Here is a 16,549-nt window from a genome sequence, read left to right as displayed (position 1 = left end):
GCTCTGCGGCAAATAAAATTGCTTTTTTGTGCGTGTTTCCTGTAGTTGTGCAATCAATGATGAAGAATGACAGAATAAACCGCCAGATATTGCAGGAGCTGACCCGTGACGGACGGATCAGCAATCTGGATCTGGCTGAGCGTGTGGGCCTTTCCCCTTCGGCCTGCCTGCGCCGTGTGCAAGAACTTGAGCGGGCCGGGGTGATCACGGGGTATCGCGCGGTTCTGGACCCGGCGGCGATGGGTATCGGCTTTGTCGCTTATATTGGTGTAGGGCTGGGCGAGCATACGAAGGCCGCGCAGGAGGGGTTTGAACGAGCGCTCCAACTAGCCCCGGAAGTTGTCGAATGCCACAACATCACGGGAACAATCGAATACCTGCTGCGGGTCGAATGTGCAGACCTGCCGTCTTACAAGACCTTCCATACCGAGGTGTTGGGGACCCTGCCGCATGTCACCTCGATCACATCCTATGTGGTCATGGATTCACCCAAGAATTTGCGAGCGTGACGTCTTGAATTGTGAAGGCACACTCTCTTGCAGGGCGAAAACTCACAGCCTAAAGTCATGGAAATGACGTTGCCTTGGGATATGCCCAGCCAGAACGGCACGCAAACAGGGAGATTACGATGAAACGCGTTCGAACAGTGGCGGCCGCAGTTGCCTTGTCAGTGGTTGCCGGGGCCGCCTTGTCTGCCCCGCTGAAACTGCAACCTGCCAACCCGCAGCCTTCTCCGAAGGCGGGGCTGAATGTGAAGTACATTGGCACAGGCAATCAACACAAGAAGATCCGCGATCTGAGTCAGGCAAAAAGCATGCTGTCCAAAGCGCAGCCTGGGCAACCGCTGCAGGGACTGGATTACAGGGACACCAGTCAGGGTGACAATGTCATGACATTCGACGGCGCTTACAATGTTGCTGCCGAGATTACGGGATATATGCGGTTCGACTCGCCTGGGGTTTACGAGTTGGAAACCTGGTCGAATGACGGGATAGAAGCATTCGTCGGAGGCCAAAATATAGGCTATGTCACGGGTATTCAGGGTTGTGAGGCCAACCAGCGGACCGAAGTCGAAGTGCCCAAGGCAGGGTGGTACCCGCTCAAGATCATCTATTTCCAAAAGCTTGGAACATCCTGCCTGATGATGAAGTCGGGTAAAAAGGGCGAAAGGTTCACCTGGACGCCGAATGCTGTTTTTGGGCGGTGATACCAGAACAAAGTTGGAAAAAGGTGCCGGGTCGGGCGCCTTTTTTATTGTGCATCAGCCGTTGGCCGCGATCAACTCGGCCTGTGCCACGATCACCTCGGCCTGCTTGATCGAAGCGATGTCGACCAGACGTCCTTTGTAAACCGTCGCACCTTCGCCATTGGCTTTGGCTTGCTCCATCGCGGCGAGGATTTCGCGGGCCTCTGACACGGCTTCTTCCGAGGGGGTGAACACCTGATTGGCCAGCGCGATCTGCTTGGGATGGATGGCCCATTTGCCCACCATGCCCAGCGTGGCCGAACGTTTGGCCTGCGCAATGTACCCCTCGTCATCGCTGAAGTCACCGAAGGGCCCGTCGACTGGCAGCACGCCATGGGTGCGGCATGCGGCAACGATGGCGGCCTGTGCCCAGTGCCATGGATCGGACCAGTGTTTCGCACCCTCGTGCAGCATGTAATAGTTTTCCTGCGTGCCGCCGATGCCGGTGGTTTGCATCCCCATCGAAGCGGCAAAATCAGCCGCGCCAAGGCTCATAGCCTGCAAACGGGGCGAGGAGGCTGCGATTTCTTCGACATGGGCGATGCCGGCGGAAGATTCGATGATAACCTCAAAGCTGATTGGTTTGGGGCGACCTTTGGCGCGTTCGATGGCGGTGACCAATGCGTCCACCGCATAGACATCTGCCGCGCAGCCGACTTTGGGGATCATGATCTGATCCAGACGGTCGCCCGCCTGTTCCAATACATCGACAACGTCGCGATACCAGTACGGGGTATCCAATCCGTTGATGCGAACGGACATGTATTTGTTGCCCCAGTCCACGGTGTTCAGTGCTTCGATGACATTGGCGCGGGCCGTATCCTTATCCGAAGGCGCAACCGAGTCTTCAAGATCGAGGTTGATCACATCCGCAGCGGATGCCGCCATCTTCGGGAACAGTTTGGTGTTCGACCCCGGGCCAAACAGCTGACAGCGATTGGGACGCGCCGGTGCGGCAGGTTGGATGCGAAAGCTCATCTGGACCTCGTCTGAGTAATGAAATTACGATTTTCCTGCTCAATGAGGTATTAAATTGCGCGGTGCGGCGCAAGAGCGATTGTGCACCTGCGGCAATGCGGTTGCAGAAAGCAGCTTCAAAACTGCCCGAGTGGGGTGATTAAAGTTTAATCAGTTTGAAAACTTCGAAGATTTTTGCGCACATCGAGAACACTGCGCAAGAAACTCGCGCATAGGCCGTGGTTGACGGGCCAAAACGCGAAGCGCTCGTTTTACCGCTTCTCTAGCCTGCCCCGGAATCAAAGGAGTGACCGCAATGATCGAGACACCGTACCTGCTGTTCCTGGGCGATGCGCCCGACCAATTGGCGGCCAAAGTGGCTGTTGGGATCAAGGACTGGCGTCCGGAAAACGCCGTGGGCCAGTATCGAATGGACGGCTGCAAGGCCGATCTGGGCTTGGCTGACATGACCCTGACCGAAGCGAAGGAAGCCGGTGCCAAGACACTGGTGATCGGTGTGGCAAACCGCGGCGGTGTGATCAGCCAGGACTGGAAAAAGGTTCTGGTCATGGCGCTTGAGGAAGGGTTCGACCTGGCCTCGGGGTTGCATAACCTGCTGCGGGATGAGCCGGACCTGGTAGCGGTGGCCGAAGCAACAGGACGGAAACTGCACGACGTGCGGGTGCCTGAAATCAATTATCCGATTGCAAACGGGATCAAGCGCAAGGGCAAACGGTGTCTGGCCGTCGGAACAGACTGTTCGGTTGGCAAGATGTACACCGCGCTGGCGATGGACGCCGAGATGCGTGAGCGCGGGATGAAATCGACCTTCCGCGCGACCGGCCAAACCGGCATCCTGATCACCGGTGACGGTGTGCCGCTGGATGCAGTCATTGCTGACTTCATGGCGGGTTCGGTCGAATGGCTGACACCGGACAATGACGATGATCACTGGGACCTGATCGAAGGGCAGGGGTCATTGTTCCACGTATCCTATTCCGGCGTGACCATGGCACTGATCCATGGCGGCCAGCCGGACGCCCTGATCCTGAGCCATGAACCGACCCGTGCGCATATGCGCGGCTTGCCAACCTATCAACTGCCAACATTGGAAGCCCTGCGCGACACCGCGCTGGCGCTGGCCAAGGTGGCAAACCCGGATTGTCAGGTTGTTGGCGTTTCGGTCAACACCCAGCACATGTCCGAGGCAGACGCGACCGCCTATCTGGCCAAGATCGAAGAGGATATGGGCTTGCCTGCGACCGACCCGTTCCGTTTTGGTTCGGGCAAGCTGGTGGACGCGCTGGCCGCAATATGATCTGAACAACGCGCCGGTGGCGGACTGTTCCGCCTCCGGCGTGAGTATTTGGGAAAAGATGAAGGAGCGGGTGCGTGCAGATTGAGGTTTCTCGCGATGTGTTCCGGCTGGCGCAGGTCTTCACCATCTCGCGCGGGTCGCGGACCGAAGCAAAGGTGCTGACGGTTCGGGTTTCGGACGGAAGCCATCACGGCTGGGGCGAATGCGTTCCTTACGCGCGTTATGACGAAACGCTCGAGTCTGTTGAGGCTGAGATTGCCGGTCTGCCCGCGGATGTCACCCGCCAGACGCTGACGGATCTGCTGCCCGCAGGCGCCGCGCGGAACGCCGTGGATTGTGCCCTGTGGGATCTGGAGTGCAAACGTGTTGGCAAGCGCGCCTGGGACCTGGCGGGTCTGCCCAAGCCCGGCCCCGAGATCACCGCTTATACATTGTCGCTGGACACCCCCGAGGCAATGCAGGCGCAGGCCGCCGGGAACGCGCATCGCCCGCTTCTGAAGATCAAGCTGGGCACGCCCGATGATATGCCCCGGCTTGAGGCGGTGCGCGCCGGTGCTCCGAATTCCAAGATCATTGTGGATGCAAACGAAGGCTGGTCGGCCGAGGTTTACGCCGACCTCGCCCCGCATCTGGTGCGGCTGGGCGTGGCATTGGTGGAACAGCCTTTGCCCGCAGGAGATGACGATGCATTGATCGGGATGAAGCGCCCGGTGCCAGTCTGCGCTGACGAATCCTGCCATGACCGTGCCAGCCTGCCCAAGTTGAAGGGTAAATATGATGTCATCAACATCAAGCTCGACAAGACCGGGGGCCTGACCGAGGCGCTGGAGTTGCGCAAGGCAGCGATTGCCGAAGGTTATGACATTATGGTGGGATGCATGGTCGGCAGCTCGCTTGCCATGGCACCTGCGACATTGCTGGCACAGGGTGCGATTGTAACGGACCTTGACGGTCCGCTTCTGTTGGCCGAAGACCGCGACACCCCGCTGGATTTTGACGACGCCGGAGTGCACCCGCCTGCGGCCGCACTTTGGGGTTGAGGAGACGAATATGACCCGTACCGTTTACGTAAATGGCGAATACCTGCCGGAGACCGAGGCCAAGGTTTCCATATTTGACCGTGGCTTCCTGTTTGCGGACGCGGTTTACGAAGTCACCAGTGTGCTGGACGGCAAGCTGATCGACTTCGAAGGTCACTCTGTCCGTCTGAAGCGCTCGCTGGACGAGCTGGAGATGGCGGAGCCCTGCACCAAGGACGAACTGCTGGAGATCCACCGCAAGCTGATTGAGCTGAACGGCATCGAGGAAGGTCTGGTCTATTTGCAGGTCTCGCGCGGCAGCGATGGCGACCGGGATTTCGTGTTTCCGTCGGCAGATACCAAGCCCAGCCTCGTTTTGTTCACGCAGAACAAGCCCGGGCTGGCTGACAGCCCGGCGGCCAGGAAAGGCGCCAAGATCATCTCGATCGAAGACATCCGTTGGGGCCGGCGCGACATCAAAACGGTGCAATTGCTCTACCCGTCGATGGGCAAGATGATGGCCAAGAAGGCAGGTTGCGACGACGCATGGCTGGTCGAGGACGGCTTTGTGACCGAGGGCACCAGCAACAACGCCTATTTCGTCAAAAACGGCAAGATTGTCACTCGCCCGCTATCCAACGACATTCTGCACGGCATCACCCGAAAGGCCGTGTTGCGCATGGCGGCTGAGGCGCAGATGGAAATCGAAGAACGTCTGTTCACCATCGACGAAGCCAAAGAGGCTGATGAAGCATTCACCACCTCGGCCAGCGCCTTTGTGATGCCTGTGGTTGAAATCGACGGAGTTGCGCTGGGTGACGGTACGCCGGGACCGATTGCAAAACGCCTGCGCGAGATTTATCTGGACGAAAGCCGCAAGGCGGCGATCTAAAGAAAAAGGCCCGCCAATCTGGCGGGCCTTTTTCGCATTGGACCTAGCCCTTTTTTGTTACATTCTCTTCAAACGCGATCTTGAAGGCGGCCTGTTTTTCAGCGCTGGCCTCGGTTTGATAATTGGCTTTCCATTCATCCATGGTCATGCCGTAGAAAAGTTCTCGGGCCTCGTCCTTGCCCATCTCGATCCCCTTTTCATTGGCCGCTTCCTGATACCAGCGCGACAGGCAGTTGCGGCAGAACCCGGCCAGATTCATCATGTCGATGTTCTGCACATCGGTGCGGTCTTCCATCAGGTGCTTTTTCAGCCGACGAAAGGCGGCAGCCTGAAGTTCGATTTCGGTTTGCTTGTCCATCTTGTGGCTCCGGAAGGCAGTGTGTGTTTCTTCTGACGTAACAATCCTGCCGTGTCGTTACAACAACGGTGCTTGTGGTCAGTGCTACCTACATCAGTTTCAAGGCCAGCCAGGGCACGATGCAAAAGATCAGTGTCAGGATCTTGTAGTTGGCAAGAAATCTGAAATAGGCTCGTTTCACGTCGGCGCGATCCATCTGAAACATCCTGCCGTGAATGCCAGCGATCCAGTCCTGCAAAAGCAGAATCATGACGGTGGTGAACAGCAATACCGCGATATTAAGCGCGGCCATCCAACCAAAAAACGTTGTCAGAAACTCCTGTGTCATGACGATCCCCTTTCCCGCATTATATGGGGATCAGGGGCATTGCTCACAATGGCGTGAGGGGCGGAATGCCCCAGCAAACCTTGCGGTCAAAGGTCGCTGGCGTCCAGCGCATCTTGCAGGATTACCGCCAGCCGCTCGGCCCAATGCCGTTGACCGGCATGGTCGGCAATCAGATCATTGCGCAGCTCGATCAATGCATTGGGGCGGCTAAAAGCGGTGCAGTGCTTGTCAATCGCGTCACCTGGCAAAACGCCGGTATAGGGTTCATTGACACCAACGCACAGGTCATCTTCCTGTTGCAGCCGGTTGATCAAAGGGCGCGAAAACCGCTCGTCTGGGGTGTGCAATACGCCAATGTGCCACGGACGCGGATCACGTCCGCGCAACTGGCGCGTGAAGGAATGCATCGACACAATTACCGCATGTGGCAGTGCCGCCATCTCGGCCAACGCTGTGTGGTAGGGGCGATAACACATGTCCAGGCGGCGTTCGCGCTCGGCGGCATCGGCATGGCGGTTGCCGAGGATGATCGACCCGTCATACAGTTTCATCAACAGCGTGGGGTCATCTTCCCCTCGGTTCGGGTCGATTACGAGGCGCGAGAAGTTGGCGGCAATCACCGGTGCGTTCAGAATCTCGCCCAGATGTTTTGATACCTCATACGCTCCGACATCATAGGCGATATGGCGCTCCATATCCTCGCGTGGCAGGCCAAGGTCTCCGTCGTTGACCTCGGGGGGGACGGTGTTGGTTGCGTGGTCGCATGTGATCAGCCACCGGGACGGGCGATCCGCGCCGTGAACGAAAAACGGGGTGTAAGTCATAAGCCTGTCATCTAGTTTGTCGCAGGTGTAGGGCAGTTGCTTTAAAAAGGGAATTGCGCAATAAGCGCCATAGCAGTGTTTGCGGTAACATTTTGCAAAAGCTGATCTGCGTGATCTGAACCGGCATGAGGAGGTCAAGACCAATGCGACGCCTGAGGAATGTAAAAATCGTGGCGACGCTGGGACCGGCGTCCAGCGACTATGACACCATTCGTGCCCTGCACGAGGCCGGGGCGGATGTGTTCCGTCTGAACATGAGCCACGGCAGCCATGATGAGATACGTGAACGCCACAGGATCATTCGGCGGGTTGAAAAGGATCTGGACAGCCCAATTGCCATTCTGGCCGATCTTCAGGGCCCCAAGCTGCGGGTTGGTGTTTTTGCAAATGATACGGAGGAGCTGGAAGAGGGCGCGGCGTTCCGTCTGGACCTTGATCCAGCCCCCGGCGACACCACCCGCGTGTGCCTGCCGCACCCCGAGATATTCGCGGCCCTTGAACCGGGCGCGCGCCTTCTGGTCAATGACGGCAAGATCCGTCTGATCGTTCAGGATTGCGGTCAGGACTTTGCCAATTGCACGGTCGAAGTCGGCGGTACGATCTCGAATCGCAAGGGCGTGAACGTCCCGGATGTGGTGCTGCCGCTGGCGGCCTTGTCGGCGAAGGACCGTGATGATCTGGAGTTTGTGTGCCAACTGGGTGTCGATTGGCTGGCGTTGAGCTTTGTTCAGCGTGCGAAAGATGTGTTCGAGGCCCGCGCGCTGGCTGATGGACGCGCCGCGATCCTGTCGAAGATCGAAAAGCCCGCCGCGGTCGAGGCGTTCGACGACATCCTCGATGCCTCGGACGGGATCATGGTGGCGCGGGGCGATCTGGGCGTGGAACTGCCGGTATCCGCGGTGCCGCCCATTCAGAAGAGGCTGGTCCGCAAGTGCCGTAGTGCCGCCAAGCCGGTCATTGTCGCCACCCAGATGCTGGAAAGCATGATCGAAAGCCCGATGCCCACGCGTGCCGAAGTGTCGGATGTGGCCACCGCGATCTATGAGGGCACGGACGCCATTATGCTCAGCGCGGAATCGGCGGCAGGTGCTTATCCGGTTGAGGCCGTGCAGACCATGAATGAGGTCGCCATCGAGGTCGAGGCCGACCCGACCTATTCCCAGATCATCGCCGCGTCCCGCACGGCAAAAGGAAGCACTGTGGCCGATGCCATCGTCGCGGCCGCCCGAGAGATTGCTGAAAAGACCGATATCAAAGCCATCTGCTGCTTTACGCAAAGCGGAACGACCGCCTCATTGACCGCCCGCGAACGTCCCGGTGTTCCGATCATTGCGATGACATCGTTGATGGGGACCGCGCGCAGGCTTTGCCTGAGCTGGGGGTGCAACTGCGTCATGACACCCGAACTTCAGCGGTTCAAAAGCGCCGTGGTCAACGCGGCCCGCGCGGCGCGGGCAGGGGGGTTTGCAACCGAAACCGACCAGATCGTGGTTACGGCCGGTGTCCCCTTCAACGTACCGGGCACGACTAACATTCTGCGGGTGGCCCCTTGTGATGAACGGCTGATCTACAGCACGGATCCGGAATAACCGCACCCCGACACTCGGGCCCGAGTGTCATGTCAGCCAACCGGCTCTTTTACAATCTCCATAACTGTAAAAGAGCTGGTCTGATGTATCCCCGGCAGCTTGTTGATCTTCTCGCCCAGAACCAGCCGGAAATGTGCAATGTCGCGCGTTCGAACGGTCAGAAGATAATCAAACGAGCCCGCCACCATCAGGCAACTTTCGATTTCCGACACATTCCGAACAGCCTCATTGAATTTCACAAGGGATTGTTCCGCAGTTGCGACCAGGGATACCTGCACCACGGTCAGCAGCGCCAGCCCCATCCTTTCCTTGTCGACAACGGCTCTGTACCCCTTGATATAGCCATTCTTCTCAAGTCGTTTTACACGCTCGGAACAGGGCGTATTGGTAAGGTTTACGCGCGCCGCCAACTCAACTATCGAGAGCCGGCCATTGGCCTCCAGCTCGTACAGGATGCGTTGATCGATATTGTCTAAATCTCTGCTAATCAGTAATATTCCCTGTATTTTTGGCGCAATTCGATAAATTACACTGAAAATGGCCCAAAAAAATCTCCAATTCCTAGTGAAATTTCCTAATACTTACCAAAGGGCGGTCTTGTTGAAAAGTTCCAAGTTCCGGCCGCCCTGCCGGGGGCGTGGGCCCCGGCCTTAACAACAAAAACGGAGGAACGAAATGACAACAAAGATTGTCATAGGACTCGACGGGACTGAAACCGGCGAGCGTGCGATTGCCTTTGCCAAGGATTTGGCAAAGCTGATCGGAACGTGCGATTTGCTGGTCGCTTATGTGATCGAATGGTCACCTTACACATTCCAGACACCTGAAGAAAACGCCCAGCGCCACAAGCGCCGCGAAGAAGAGGTTGATCTGGCGTTGTCGCGTGTCGTGACACCTGCCGTAGAGGCCCTCAGGGCTGCGGGTTTCGAGGCGCAGGGCATTGTGCGCCATGGCGATGTGGCGGAAACGCTGAACGCCATCACTGTCGAAAACGGAGGCTCGCAAATCGTCGTGGGCCGGGCATCTGCGGACGGGATCAAGAAACGCCTGTTCGGCAGTTCGACGCAATATCTGGTGATGCATGCCGACGTTCCGGTTACGGTCGTGAACTGAGGGGAGGGCTAAAATGAGAACGCTAAAAACACTTGGCGCCGTAACGGCCGCCACCATTGCCGCCAGCCCTGCCCTTGCGCAAGAGGCGCCGGGACTGGACGAAAAAATCAATCAGGCCTTTGCAAACCTGACCGGGCCGTTTGTCAGCTTCATCTTTGCACCGCTGCCCGGAACCAGCTTTCCGTGGATCGTTATGTGGCTGGTCATCGCTGCATCGGTTTTCACGCTGTATTTCGCGCTTGTGCAGTTGCGGTTCTTTGGTCACGCGATCAGCCTTGTCAAAGGTGACTATTCCGATCCCAACGACGCGGGCGAGGTCAGCCACTTTCAGGCATTGGCCACAGCGCTGTCCGGCACTGTGGGCCTGGGGAACATCGCGGGCGTGGCCGTTGCCATTGGCATCGGTGGGCCAGGCGCAACCTTCTGGATGATCCTTGCGGGTCTTCTGGGCATGGCATCGAAGTTCACCGAATGTACGCTGGGCGTGAAATACCGCAATGAATACGAAGACGGCACCGTTTCAGGTGGCCCGATGTATTACATGTCCAAGGGCTTCGACGAGCTGGGCCTGCCCGGTGGTAAGATCCTGGCGGTGCTGTTCTCGATCTTCTGTATTCTGGGCGCGTTGGGCGGCGGGAACATGTTCCAGGCTAACCAGGCGCATCAGCAGATCGCCGGTATCGTTGGGGACTATCCGGGCTGGATTACCGGTATTGTTTTTGCCGCGGTCGTGTTCATGGTCATTGTTGGCGGTCTGAAATCCATCGCTCGGGTGACTGAAAAGGTCGTGCCGTTCATGGGTGTGCTGTATGTCGCCACCGCACTGGTCATCATCGCGATGAATGCGGACATGATCGGCTGGGCCTTTGGTCAGATCTTTGCCGGTGCCTTCACGGGGCTGGGCGTAGCAGGGGGCATGGTCGGCGCGCTGATCCAGGGCTTCAAGCGCGCGGCATTCTCGAACGAGGCGGGCGTTGGCTCGGCGGCGATTGCGCACTCGGCGGTTCGGACCAAGGAACCGATCACCGAGGGTTTTGTATCGCTGCTTGAACCGTTCATCGATACCGTCGTGATCTGTACCATGACGGCACTGGTGATCATCATCACGCAACAGCTGATCATCGACCCTGAAACCGGCAACTACATGCTGAACGAGGCGGGTTCCGCCATCGCAACAGTGGGTGGCAATTCCGGCGTCAGCCTGACCTCTGCCGCCTTTGCCAGCGCGTTCAGCTGGTTCCCGTACATCCTTGCGATCGCGGTGATCCTGTTTGCCTTCTCGACAATGATCAGCTGGTCCTACTATGGCCTGAAGGCCTGGACCTACCTGTTCGGAGAAGGTCACACAAAAGAGCTGATCTTCAAGATCATCTTCTGCGTCTTCGTGGTGATCGGCGCTGCAGCCAACCTCGGTCCGGTTATCGACTTCTCGGATGCGGCGATCTTTGCGATGGCGGTTGTGAACGTCTTTGCCCTCTACTTCCTGATGAAAGTGGTGCGGCAGGAACTGGCGTCCTACTCCGCAAGGCTGAAGAGCGGTGAAATCCGCAAATTTGAACACTAAGTCCAATCACCGGGGCGGCTTGTGTCGCCCCGGTGCCTGACCAGCCTGCAAAAAGCATAGATTCTGGTCCAAACCCCCTTGCCAGTATGACCGAACTTGCGTAAACGGCGCTTCTGATCGCGTGACCGGCCGAGATGGCATGCCGAGTCGCGTCTGAAACCGAACCCGGAAAAGGAGACGGAAATGCCTAAGATGAAGACCAAATCAAGCGCCAAGAAGCGCTTCAAGGTGACTGCGACCGGTAAGGTCCTTGCTGGCCAGGCCGGCAAACGGCACGGCATGATCAAGCGGACCAAGAAATTCATCCGCGATGCCCGTGGCAACACCACCCTGTCCGCCCCCGACGCAAAGATCGTCAAGGGCTACATGCCCTACGACCGCTAAGAGGAGATGTAAGAGATGTCCCGCGTTAAAGGTGGAACCGTAACTCACGCCCGTCACAAGAAGATCATCAAGGCCGCAAAAGGCTATTATGGTCGTCGCAAGAGCAACTTCAAAGTCGCAACTCAGGCCGTCGACAAGGCCAACCAGTACGCGACTCGTGACCGCAAGAACCGCAAGCGCAACTTCCGCGCGCTGTGGATCCAGCGGATCAACGCTGCTGTGCGCAGCCATGACGAGGCTCTGACATATTCCCGCTTCATCAACGGTCTCAACCTGGCCGGTATCGAAGTGGACCGCAAAGTTCTGGCCGACCTGGCCGTGCACGAACCGGAAGCGTTCGGCGCGATCGTCGCCAAAGCTCAGGCTGCTCTGGCTGCCTGAACCTCTGAAAAGAGACAGTGAAAGAAAGGCCGTCCCCTTGGGGCGGTCTTTTTCTTTGGCAGAAACCCGTGGATTTCCGCGTCAACCAAGTATGGTATTCCATTCTGGATAATGCACGTAATTGCTGTAATTATATAATCAACTTCTCTTTTGGATTGAATGGAATTACCAGAATGCCTTTTTGCCAAAAATTAATACAAGCTCTTATTGTTCTGACTGCCACGTTAGTCGGTTACTCTGATGAAGCGCGGTCGCAGGACGCTATCACAGAGCCCGATACTCCGGACGTGTTGGTTGAAACCTTTGACGGAGAAGACCAGACGCTCATGCTGGGCGGGCAGATTGACTTTCAGTCGGTCAAGTCGCCCTGGGCGTTTTATGTGGCCGATGGCAAGCTTGTGATGGAAAATAGGCAGGATACCCGCAGTCTTCAGTTCAACGATGTGGCATGGGTAAATTTTCCAGGATCGGACTCGTTGGAGAGTACGCAAGACATGGTGATATCTGCCGTTGTGGGCGGAGAGTTTTCCGGAAAAAGCGGGGTTGGCATTCTGGTTGGCAGCGGGAAAGCGGGAAAATATGTGGTATTTGCCGTGGACGGCAAGGGGCGCTTCCACGTTCTGCAAAAAGACGGACGTCAGTTGCGCGTCGTGCATGCGGGCACTCATGACGCGATTTTGCTCGAGTCTCCGAACAAGTTGTCCTTTAAGGTGCGAGGCGCGCATGTTGTCTTCTATGTCAACGGAACAAAGGTCATTCAAACGCTGTTTTCAAAACGAACGTCCTCGGGCGCGGACGGTCGCGCGGGAATTGGCCTCGCAGCATTCGGAACCGGCAGGTTTGAATTTGACGAAGTCGAAATCAAGAGGGTGAACTGAGACTGGACTTCTGCGCTTGAATGAACCGGCGCAGAGCGCGCCGGTTCAGAGAATTGGAGATTCTAAGATCAGCGGTTAGTCGGCTTGGATCATCCAAAAACACGCCCCAGCGCGCCGTCAACCGCGTCGGTGATCTGGTCGATGTCATCGGCCGTAGCAATCAGCGCAGGCGAGAAGCACAGCGTGTTGTTGCGACCGGGGATCGAGCGGTTGGTCACGCCGATGATCACGCCCTGTGCCATACAGTCGGCAGTAACGGCCTGCGCCAGTTTCTCGTCCACCGGCTCTTTGGTGCCGCGATCCACAACCAGTTCGGCCCCCAGGAACAGGCCCTTGCCGCGCACATCGCCGATGACCTTGTGCTTGTCCATCAGCGCCAGAAGGTTGTTCGTCATGCGCGCGCCCATGTCCGTGCAGTTCTGCAACAGGTTTTCATCCTGAATGATGCGCATGTTCTCGATGGCCGCTGCCGGACCAGCGGTGCACCCACCAAAGGTCGAGATATCGCGGAAATAGTTCATTGGGTCCGCGGCATCGTCTTTGAACAAGTCAAAGACTTCCTCGGTGGTGACCATGCAGGCAATCGCGGCATAGCCCGACGCAACGCCCTTGGCCATGGTCACGAAATCGGGCTTGATACCGTATTGCTGGTACCCGAACCACGTGCCGGTGCGGCCCACTCCACAGACAACCTCGTCGATATGCAGCAGCACGTCGTATTTCTTGCAGATCTCCTGCACGCGCTGCCAGTATCCTTCAGGCGCTTCGATCACACCGCCACCCGCTGTCACCGGCTCAAGGCACAGCGCACCTACTGTATCAGGGCCTTCGCGCAGGATGACGGCTTCAATCTGATCTGCGGCCCATTCGCCGAAATTCTCTTCGGGTGCGCCGTCCAACTCGTGCTTGCGATATTCCATGCAATGCGGCACGCGCACGAAATCAGGGGCGAAGGGGCCGTATTGCGCTGTGCGCTCGTCCTGACCGCCTGCCGACATGGTCGCCAGCGTCGAGCCATGATAGTCCCGGTCGCGGTACAGGATTTTGGTTTTCTTGCCGCCGTATTTCTTGTGCGCGATCTGGCGCACCATCTTGAACGCCTTCTCGTTCGCCTCGGAACCTGAGTTGGTGTAATAGACGCGGCTCATGCCCGGCATCTTGTCGATCAGTTGCTCGGCAAACAGCGCACCCGGGATGGAACCGGCCGAATTGGCGAAATAGCACAGCTTCATCAGCTGGTCGTAAACCGCCTTGCAGATCGATTCGCGGCCATAGCCGACATTGACGGTCCAGACGCCGCCGGAAACCGCATCCAGATGCTCTTTGCCTTTCTGGTCCCAGACACGCATGCCCTTGCCCTCGACAATGATGCGTGGGTCATTGGTTTCAAAGGGTTTATGCTGGATCAGATGGTGCCAGATATGGGCGCGGTCGGCCTCGACCACGCGGGAAAGATCGTTTTCGTTGAACGTGCCGTCCATGACATGTCCTTTCAGTGAGGAAGCGGTGCACGGGATATGGAAATGCCTCATCCCGGCATGTGTTTAAGATGCTTCAGATCACCGCGAAAGCCCGGATGTAGATAGGGCCAGATCGTATCATCCCGTATCGCCAGTCAGTTTTGCCGCCGTATTTCTACGGGTTTGTCAGAACGCGAACTTTGTGCTCAATTCGCCCAAACTGCGTTTCGGGAGGACAGCGGATGGCAGCGACACATATCTACGAGCGTCATTTGGACAAATGCCGGGCAAATTACACACCCCTGTCGCCCCTTACGTTCATTGAACGGACGGCGCAGGTCTACCCGGATTATCCATCCGTGGTTTATGGGGATCGCCGGTATTCCTGGGCTGAAACCTATGCCCGTTGCCGGCGTCTGGCGAGTGCGTTGACAGCGCGTGGGATTGGACGGGGCGATACCGTTTCGATAATCGCGGCCAACATCCCGGAAATGTACGAGGCGCATTTTGGCGTGCCCATGACGGGCGCTGTTCTGAACGCAATCAACACACGGCTGGATGCGCCGATTGTCGCATTCATCCTGAACCATGCCGAAGCCAAGGCGCTGCTGGTCGACCCCGAGTTTTCGGATGTGGTGAAAGATGCGCTGCAACAGGTCGATCATGACATTCTGGTCATCGATATCGAAGACCCCACCTTCGACGGCGGTGAAAAGCTGGGCCGCCTGACCTATGATGCCCTGCTGGCCGAAGGCGACCCCGCGTTTGACTGGTCACTGCCAGCGGACGAATGGGACGCGATCACCCTGAATTATACCTCGGGCACCACGGGCAACCCCAAGGGCGTGGTTTACCACCATCGCGGCGCGACCCTGAATGCGCAGTCCGATTTGCTGGACTGGGATATGCCCAGGCATTCGGTCTATTTGTGGACCCTGCCGATGTTCCACTGCAACGGCTGGTGCTTCCCGTGGGCCATGGCAGCCAATGCAGGTGTTTCCGTTTGCTTGCGCGCGGTGCGGGCCGAACCGATCTATGCTGCTTTCCGGGACGAGAAAGTGACCCATTTCTGCGGTGCGCCGATCGTTCTGAACATGCTGGCCCACGCTCCGGATGAGTTGAAGGACTTTGACCACCAGATCAAGGTGATGACGGCAGGTGCCCCGCCGCCTGCGGCCGTGATCGAAGCGATGGAGGCGATGGGTGTCGAGGTCACGCATGTCTATGGCCTGACCGAAACCTATGGGCCTTCGGTTGTCTGCGCATGGAAAGACGAATGGAACAGCAAAGGGCCTGAAGACCGCGCGGCCCTCAAGGTGCGGCAAGGGGTGCGCTATACAGCGTTGTCCGGACTGATGGTGGCCGACCCGGAAATGCTGGAACCGGTTCCGGCTGATGGCGAAACCATGGGTGAGATATTCATGCAGGGCAACGTGGTGATGAAAGGATACCTCAAGAATCCCGACGCTACCGACAAGGCCTTTCACGGTGGCTGGTTCGCGTCCGGTGATCTTGGCGTCATGCACCCCGATGGCTATATCGCGCTCAAGGACCGTTCAAAGGACATCATCATCTCGGGCGGCGAAAATATCTCATCTGTCGAGGTCGAAGGTATCCTCTACAAGCATCCGGCGGTGATGGAGGCTGCCGTGGTGGCCCGTCCCGATGAGAAATGGGGCGAAACGCCCTGCGCCTTTGTCGAGTTGAAACCCGGCGCAGCCGCAACCGAGGCAGAGCTTATCGCCTTCTGTCGCGACCGGATGGCCCATTTCAAGGCACCCAAAACGGTGGTGTTCGGCACCCTGCCCAAGACATCAACCGGCAAGGTGCAGAAATTCGTTCTGCGGGATCAGGCACGGGCGCTGGGTTAAAGGTTGTCGAATATCGACAGGTCCAACGCCAGCATCTCACCCATCCAGATCGCGCGGTCGCGGTGATCCTCCAGATGTTCACCGGTTTCCGGGTGCGTGAAGACCGTCAGACCCTGCCGGTTCAGCATCAGCCATGGGATGACCTGATCGAACGCCCCAGCGGCAAAGCCCAGCTGGCAGCTCCAGCGCGGATGGGGGCCGACGTTTCGGGCGTGCATCCGGCCCATTTGAACAGGGAACAGGCGGGTCGCCTCTTCACAGACCTGCTGAGCGGTGTCCTGCGTGTCGGCATCGAAATAGATATGGGCGTGATAGCCGGTGATCTCGGGCATAGAAACCTCATCTGCTTTGTTGGCTCAAAGCTAAG

19 protein-coding genes are annotated in these 16,549 nt (G+C 57.7%); 12 read left to right on the top strand and 7 right to left on the bottom strand.

Going from position 1 to position 16,549, the window contains the following annotated elements; all coding sequences use genetic code 11:
• Nucleotides 1-56 precede the first annotated feature (56 nt).
• Both ACR3FC_RS06495 and ACR3FC_RS06490 read left to right on the top strand, forming a co-directional pair.
• A complete protein-coding gene (locus tag ACR3FC_RS06495; RefSeq protein WP_480473960.1) occupies nucleotides 57-509 on the top strand; it encodes an Lrp/AsnC family transcriptional regulator in 453 nt (150 codons plus the stop codon).
• A 119-nt stretch (nucleotides 510-628) separates the two neighbouring features.
• A complete protein-coding gene (locus ACR3FC_RS06490) occupies nucleotides 629-1,207 on the top strand; it encodes a PA14 domain-containing protein (protein ID WP_480473959.1) in 579 nt (192 codons plus the stop codon).
• 54 nt (nucleotides 1,208-1,261) lie between these two features.
• Here ACR3FC_RS06490 and ACR3FC_RS06485 read toward each other — a convergent pair whose 3' ends face one another.
• Nucleotides 1,262-2,224, bottom strand: a complete 963-nt coding sequence (locus ACR3FC_RS06485) for an L-malyl-CoA/beta-methylmalyl-CoA lyase (RefSeq protein WP_480473958.1) — start codon at nucleotides 2,222-2,224, stop codon at nucleotides 1,262-1,264.
• Between the two features lie 295 nt (nucleotides 2,225-2,519).
• Between ACR3FC_RS06485 and dgcN the strand changes: the two genes are divergently transcribed.
• The 3 genes from dgcN to ACR3FC_RS06470 all read left to right on the top strand — a co-directional run bounded on the left by dgcN (nucleotide 2,520) and on the right by ACR3FC_RS06470 (nucleotide 5,432).
• On the top strand, nucleotides 2,520-3,521 hold the full coding sequence (gene dgcN, locus ACR3FC_RS06480) for an N-acetyltransferase DgcN (RefSeq protein WP_480473957.1): 1,002 nt from the start codon (nucleotides 2,520-2,522) through the stop codon (nucleotides 3,519-3,521).
• A 74-nt stretch (nucleotides 3,522-3,595) separates the two neighbouring features.
• Nucleotides 3,596-4,561 carry an N-acetyl-D-Glu racemase DgcA gene (gene dgcA, locus ACR3FC_RS06475; protein ID WP_480473956.1) on the top strand — a complete coding sequence of 322 codons (966 nt, stop codon included), beginning with the start codon at nucleotides 3,596-3,598 and terminating at the stop codon, nucleotides 4,559-4,561.
• A gap of 10 nt (nucleotides 4,562-4,571) precedes the next feature.
• Nucleotides 4,572-5,432: a D-amino-acid transaminase gene (locus tag ACR3FC_RS06470; protein WP_480473955.1), complete on the top strand. Its 861-nt coding sequence runs from the start codon at nucleotides 4,572-4,574 to the stop codon at nucleotides 5,430-5,432.
• 43 nt (nucleotides 5,433-5,475) lie between these two features.
• Here ACR3FC_RS06470 and ACR3FC_RS06465 read toward each other — a convergent pair whose 3' ends face one another.
• From ACR3FC_RS06465 to ACR3FC_RS06455, 3 genes are all read right to left on the bottom strand, one after another.
• Nucleotides 5,476-5,790: a DUF1244 domain-containing protein gene (locus tag ACR3FC_RS06465; RefSeq protein WP_480473954.1), complete on the bottom strand. Its 315-nt coding sequence runs from the start codon at nucleotides 5,788-5,790 to the stop codon at nucleotides 5,476-5,478.
• Between the two features lie 88 nt (nucleotides 5,791-5,878).
• A complete protein-coding gene (locus ACR3FC_RS06460; protein ID WP_480473953.1) occupies nucleotides 5,879-6,118 on the bottom strand; it encodes a DUF6868 family protein in 240 nt (79 codons plus the stop codon).
• An 86-nt stretch (nucleotides 6,119-6,204) separates the two neighbouring features.
• Nucleotides 6,205-6,942 (bottom strand): N-formylglutamate amidohydrolase, encoded by a 738-nt coding sequence (locus ACR3FC_RS06455; RefSeq protein WP_480473952.1) that lies wholly within the window; start codon nucleotides 6,940-6,942, stop codon nucleotides 6,205-6,207.
• Between the two features lie 143 nt (nucleotides 6,943-7,085).
• Here ACR3FC_RS06455 and pyk point away from each other — a divergent pair, with 143 nt between their 5' ends.
• A complete protein-coding gene (pyk, locus tag ACR3FC_RS06450) occupies nucleotides 7,086-8,531 on the top strand; it encodes a pyruvate kinase (RefSeq protein ID WP_480473951.1) in 1,446 nt (481 codons plus the stop codon).
• A gap of 32 nt (nucleotides 8,532-8,563) precedes the next feature.
• Here the strand turns inward: pyk and ACR3FC_RS06445 are convergent, their stop codons facing one another.
• On the bottom strand, nucleotides 8,564-8,998 hold the full coding sequence (locus tag ACR3FC_RS06445) for an Lrp/AsnC ligand binding domain-containing protein (RefSeq protein ID WP_480476823.1): 435 nt from the start codon (nucleotides 8,996-8,998) through the stop codon (nucleotides 8,564-8,566).
• 208 nt (nucleotides 8,999-9,206) lie between these two features.
• On the opposite strand from ACR3FC_RS06445, the gene ACR3FC_RS06440 reads away from it, so the two are divergent.
• The 5 genes from ACR3FC_RS06440 to ACR3FC_RS06420 all read left to right on the top strand — a co-directional run bounded on the left by ACR3FC_RS06440 (nucleotide 9,207) and on the right by ACR3FC_RS06420 (nucleotide 12,851).
• Nucleotides 9,207-9,644, top strand: coding sequence for a universal stress protein (locus ACR3FC_RS06440; protein ID WP_480473950.1), 438 nt, complete (start codon nucleotides 9,207-9,209; stop codon nucleotides 9,642-9,644).
• 13 nt (nucleotides 9,645-9,657) lie between these two features.
• Entirely contained in the window at nucleotides 9,658-11,208 is a 1,551-nt protein-coding gene (locus ACR3FC_RS06435; RefSeq protein ID WP_480473949.1) for an alanine/glycine:cation symporter family protein, read from the top strand.
• 183 nt (nucleotides 11,209-11,391) lie between these two features.
• Nucleotides 11,392-11,592: a 50S ribosomal protein L35 gene (gene rpmI, locus ACR3FC_RS06430; RefSeq protein WP_010443552.1), complete on the top strand. Its 201-nt coding sequence runs from the start codon at nucleotides 11,392-11,394 to the stop codon at nucleotides 11,590-11,592.
• A gap of 15 nt (nucleotides 11,593-11,607) precedes the next feature.
• The gene (rplT, locus tag ACR3FC_RS06425; protein WP_039523695.1) at nucleotides 11,608-11,973 is read left to right on the top strand and encodes a 50S ribosomal protein L20; all 366 of its coding nucleotides are present in this window, start codon (nucleotides 11,608-11,610) and stop codon (nucleotides 11,971-11,973) included.
• Nucleotides 11,974-12,041: 68 nt separating this feature from the next.
• Complete coding sequence (locus tag ACR3FC_RS06420) at nucleotides 12,042-12,851, top strand: hypothetical protein (RefSeq protein WP_480473948.1); 810 nt, start codon at nucleotides 12,042-12,044, stop codon at nucleotides 12,849-12,851.
• 89 nt (nucleotides 12,852-12,940) lie between these two features.
• Here ACR3FC_RS06420 and ACR3FC_RS06415 read toward each other — a convergent pair whose 3' ends face one another.
• Nucleotides 12,941-14,332, bottom strand: a complete 1,392-nt coding sequence (locus ACR3FC_RS06415) for an aminotransferase family protein (RefSeq protein WP_209506068.1) — start codon at nucleotides 14,330-14,332, stop codon at nucleotides 12,941-12,943.
• Between the two features lie 221 nt (nucleotides 14,333-14,553).
• Between ACR3FC_RS06415 and ACR3FC_RS06410 the strand changes: the two genes are divergently transcribed.
• Nucleotides 14,554-16,182, top strand: coding sequence for an acyl-CoA synthetase (locus tag ACR3FC_RS06410; protein WP_480473947.1), 1,629 nt, complete (start codon nucleotides 14,554-14,556; stop codon nucleotides 16,180-16,182).
• Here the strand turns inward: ACR3FC_RS06410 and ACR3FC_RS06405 are convergent.
• On the bottom strand, nucleotides 16,179-16,514 hold the full coding sequence (locus tag ACR3FC_RS06405; protein ID WP_480473946.1) for a DOPA 4,5-dioxygenase family protein: 336 nt from the start codon (nucleotides 16,512-16,514) through the stop codon (nucleotides 16,179-16,181). The genes ACR3FC_RS06410 and ACR3FC_RS06405 overlap by 4 nt on opposite strands.
• Between the last annotated feature and the right edge of the window lie 35 nt (nucleotides 16,515-16,549).

Source organism: Ruegeria sp. AF3, from assembly GCF_056536285.1.
The sequence above is the reverse complement of the archived record's forward strand: the minus strand, read 5'-3'. Positions and strand labels throughout refer to the sequence as shown.